Consider the following 4469-nt stretch of genomic DNA (forward strand, 5'->3'; position numbering starts at 1 on the left):
GCCACTTTCCAGCAAAAACAAAAGAACCAAAAAAGTTGGACGGAAAACATGACGTTTTCCCGCCCAACTTTTATTTTTGGGGCTTATTGGACAGCCCCTTTCTGTATGAGCGCATTGGGGGAGCCATCCGTAGTTCATTTAGGAATAAGCTTCAATATCTTATCAAATACAGCAAAGTAATCTGAAAAGAACGACTTCAAGAAGCCTTGAATGAGATTGTTCTTTTCCTTCTCGATTTTTTCTTGAATCCTATCGCGTAATTCAGCTTCCAATTTATCTTTATTAAAATTAAATTGAACATCGACTTCTGGCGGCGCTAGTTTAGTTATATCTTGTTCCAAATCTGTTGTAAGCACAGCAATTGCATTTGTGGAGGGATCGCTTGCTTTATCCTGTTGCAGGAGAAAGTAAATAAAAACCTCAATCTTAATCGACGTTGTAGATAAATCCAATTTTACATCGGGAACTGATGTTAAAGCGATGGCCTCAGCGATAGGTTCTATTTTATTTTTAAGATATTCTTCACTAAGCTGTTCTGCTTTTTGTAACAGTTTTCGTTTCAATGCATCGATGTTGGCTAATTCAATTAAATTCTGTATTTCAGACTGAATTTGTTTAACGAATACTTGCCCTGCTTCAGTGAAGTCCTGAACATTGGCCACAACTGATCCTAATGCGCTTGTGATTTGCTCTTTCACTAAATTCTCGGCCTGTCTATTCAATTCCGCAGCAGCCTTCTGGGCAGCTTCTATAGCTTGACGAGCTTGCTCCTCCGCCGCTTTCCTTGCCGCTTCTTCCGCTATTCTGGCTTGTTCGGCCAATGCCTCTGTTTGCCTTTTAAGCTCAGCCTCTGCTTGCTTTGCAACTTCTTCCGCTGCTCTTTTTGCCTCGTTAGCGGCATCCTCCGCTGCTTTGGCTGCGGCCGCTCTTGCTGCGCTTTCCGTTGCTGCGGCCGCCTCGCCGATTTTGTCGGCTGCTCTGCTGGCTGCTTTCCTTATTTTTTTTATCGATAAGCCCATGCGAAAGCCTCCTCCTCTTATCCGAGGGGAATGAATTGCTTTAAGAAAGACAAATCGCCGGAGCTAACGCATACCTTATTGCCGAGAACGGATGTGCAGAATTCAACGTTCGCATTGCCTGCAATATCACAGTCGATCGACAGATAAAACTTGTCCCTTACGTAAATACTGCCAGTAACCCTTTGTTTATAGCGAAGTAAAACTTTGGCTTTGATGTGAGTAAGGTCGAGGGAAAATTCTTCAACCTTGACGTAGCCTTCATTTCCCAGATAGTCATCCAACTTATCGTCTAAATACCTTTCCAGCTTTTCTCTAATCATCTCCGAAATTCCAGCGGTTACGGGTGGCAATTTAATCACTCCTTAATTGTTGTGAGCTTATTTTCTGCTAAGGAGTTGAGATTAATCATGGAAAACGGTGGACCTTTTTATTTCAGCTCGTACTTAGACAGACGGTCGTACAGATCGATATAGAAGGTACTTGCGTTCAGGAAACGAATATTTCTCTCGGAAAAAGGAGCTTGCTCAAGCGTTAACGAAGATAACGTTTGTAACGTGCGGGCATCCAGTACATGGAAGACGGCTTTTGTCGGTTTCTCATAATCGTACCAGTAACCTTTGGATTCGGCTGCTCCGAAGGAAATGCTCTGATTCCCCAGCCGCTGGAGGCTTCCTTGGCCAGGCAAGTCATCGAAGGTCCTTGCGGCGACAAGCCTATTATTCGTATCGTACACGTTTAGACTGTTCTTGTCTTGAACGAGATAGTTATTTCCTATGGACATGAACAGCTTATCTTCATAATTGGGCTCAGGCGTCGGCAAAACGCGGCTCCATTTTCGCTTGCCATCCGGCGAGTAGCCGTGCAGAGTTTCTATTCCGGTCTTGGCATCGAAGACGGGAACAAGCACGGTTCCTCCGCTCAGTACGTCGAAGTCGGCATGTACCCGATTGAAAAATTCCTTCGGAAGGCTTGCGGCAGCTATTTTTTTGTTCGTAGAAACAGAATAGATTTCCAAGGCGGTCACATCCCCGGTGTAGTTGACGAGACCGACATAATTTCCTTGAATGTGACGGATAATACCGGCGTAGCTTCTGCTATGTAGCAGCTTGCCTTCAGAAGAGTAAAGCTCTAAAGTGTCTTTGCCTTCGGCAAATCCGATAACGGCAATTCTTCCGTCATCGAGCACGGAATAATTGTTGCTGGTTGTGAAGGTTTTTACCCACCGCTGTTTATTGTTGGAATCTAGTGCGACCAGGTTATAGACGGTCTTTTTGCCGCTTTTCACCTTATCGACATAGTAGAGATTTCCGTTCAGATCCATATCGAAAGCGTTGTATGAATAAGGCAAACTGCGTATCCATTTCCGGCTTCCGGTCTTATCGTCCAAGGCCATGACTTGATAGGAGGGCTTGCTCTTCCCTCCGGGGGTATGATGCAGTAACGTATAAGCCGTATAGGAGCCGTTATCCTCAGACAGGATCGGAAGAAATTTTTTGCCGAGCGTATAATAGTTTTTGTAGAAATAATCGGTGCTTGTGTTCTTTGGAATCTTAACCGTCCATTGAGGAACGGGAAGCTCTGTATAATTAGCGGCAGCTACTGGCTGCGCCCACAAGGCCGTCATGAGCGCAAGCAGGGACAGAAGCTGAATGCGTAAACAAAATTTTTTCATGGATGCAAAATCCTCTCGTTAGTAAGTCATTACTAAGCAACTGCAAGTTAATATAGGATTAAGAATACTTTGCCGTTAACAAAGGATACGGTATCGAAGTTATAGTACACCCACGTCTCTATCGTTTTTCCCCCTGCTTTTGCAACGCTGCTGCCGGCTGCATGGCCCCATGACATTCGCACCTGATCCTTCGTCATCCCCAGCGAAATCTTGCCCGCCTTAATCAGATTCCATGTCGATGCGGACCAGCGGTATTTCTTCTTCGGGTCGTAGTTGAAGAAATTATCCTCGTTCGTAAACAATTCCTTTACATAATAGGCGGACATCGGGTAGCCTTCCAGCTTCTTGCCTGCCGTGGTTCGGAACTGGACGATAAAGTCCCCGGATTCCTTCGGCACAACATCCGCAACGGTTACCTTGGAGAAACGATCCCATTGCTGAAAATGATTGATCCAGTAGCTTTTTCCGATGTAATTGGCCAGGCTTCCTTGCATCGCTCGCTTGACGAGCCCCGCCGTGTCAACGGAGACGACGGTCATCTTGGCTTCGCCTCCGAACGAGATTTCGGCCGTCTGCCATTTGCCGTCCCACTGTACGCGAGCGCCTGTCGCTGCTTTCAGCAACGTGCCCGGGATGTACGTCTCTCCTTTATCCGCCAGAGGCGCGGTCGTAAGAACGAGGGGTTCGCCGTTCAACTGAGCGTTCACATCTCCGGCCTTGAAGGAAAACGTCGTATCGCCGATTGTCGCTTGCAGGGCGCCGTTAGCAGAGGACACGGTTCCTCCCATGGCTTTGATCACGGCCTTCGCAGGTACGAAGACCGTGCCGTTCACCTGTCTGGCGAAGGTAAGGCTGTTGGGCAAGCTGGACGAAATCGTAACCGTCTTAGAGATCCCGCCTGTCGTAACGGTCACTTCGGATTGGCCTACCCCGAGCACCTTAAGCCTTCCATCGGGTTGGAGCTTCAGCAGATGAGGCATACTCACTTTTACGTTCGATGCATTTGGCGTTACCTTGATCTTGGCTCCATTGGAGTAGGTCTCCTGAATGCTGATTTTAAGCGTATCGCCTACATTGGGCTTAAGCTCGGAGAAGGACACATCCGCTTTGTCGACTTTGGGAGCATCGTAAGGGAGGATGGCTTCGTTATCGTACAAGATCCAGCTTCCGTCGCTGCGCTTCGCATAGAATTTATTCGAATTCACATAAGCTGCCGTTCGCACGATAGAATCAATTCCGGGGACTTGATTATCCAGCTTCCAGCGCGCCTGATAATTGCCCGTCCGCCACACGGTTCCATCCCTGAGGGTGACCAGAAGCACTTGGGTAGGTTCGCCGGACGTGTAAGCAACATGAATGGCATCTTGCGCGACAGTAACCGGAAGGATAGTGCCGTTGTCGTCGAAATTCGTCGCATCGTATACGATGACCTCTCCATTGCGGAAGAGCACAGCCACCCGGCCATCCCTAACGGCCAAGGAGGCTACATCTTCCGCATTCGCAATCGTTCCGAGCTTCAGATTTTTTCCTGGGGAATAATGATCCTTCAGAAGTAAATCCCCATTTCCCGACAGCATGGCGAAGCTGAATCCGTTGCTAAAATTTTCACCGTAGCCGATCTGGAGAACTTCCCCAATCCCCTTGAGCGGGCCTGAACCGGACCACACCGTTCCGTCATTTTTTATACGAAAATGAATGCCCCTAAAAAGCGCAAAAAGACACTCCCCACTAAGCGTGTGAAAAATTAATTTTTTAAGAGGCTTCGGCGGATTCTACCT

General features: G+C 47.5%; 4 protein-coding genes. All 4 read right to left on the reverse strand.

Features of this window, described 5'->3' with window-relative positions; all coding sequences use genetic code 11:
* Positions 1–134: 134 nt before the first annotated feature.
* Positions 135–1019, reverse strand: coding sequence for a hypothetical protein (locus tag ACFO1S_RS14040; RefSeq protein WP_204606403.1), 885 nt, complete (start codon positions 1017–1019; stop codon positions 135–137).
* 17 nt (positions 1020–1036) lie between these two features.
* Positions 1037–1369, reverse strand: a complete 333-nt coding sequence (locus tag ACFO1S_RS14045) for a hypothetical protein (RefSeq protein WP_204606404.1) — start codon at positions 1367–1369, stop codon at positions 1037–1039.
* A gap of 77 nt (positions 1370–1446) precedes the next feature.
* Positions 1447–2691: a hypothetical protein gene (locus tag ACFO1S_RS14050; RefSeq protein ID WP_204606405.1), complete on the reverse strand. Its 1245-nt coding sequence runs from the start codon at positions 2689–2691 to the stop codon at positions 1447–1449.
* Between the two features lie 47 nt (positions 2692–2738).
* Complete coding sequence (locus ACFO1S_RS14055; RefSeq protein WP_204606406.1) at positions 2739–4358, reverse strand: copper amine oxidase N-terminal domain-containing protein; 1620 nt, start codon at positions 4356–4358, stop codon at positions 2739–2741.
* Positions 4359–4469 lie beyond the last annotated feature (111 nt).

Origin of the sequence: Cohnella boryungensis (genome assembly GCF_042651945.1) — a bacterium.
GTDB lineage: Bacteria > Bacillota > Bacilli > Paenibacillales > Paenibacillaceae > Cohnella > Cohnella boryungensis.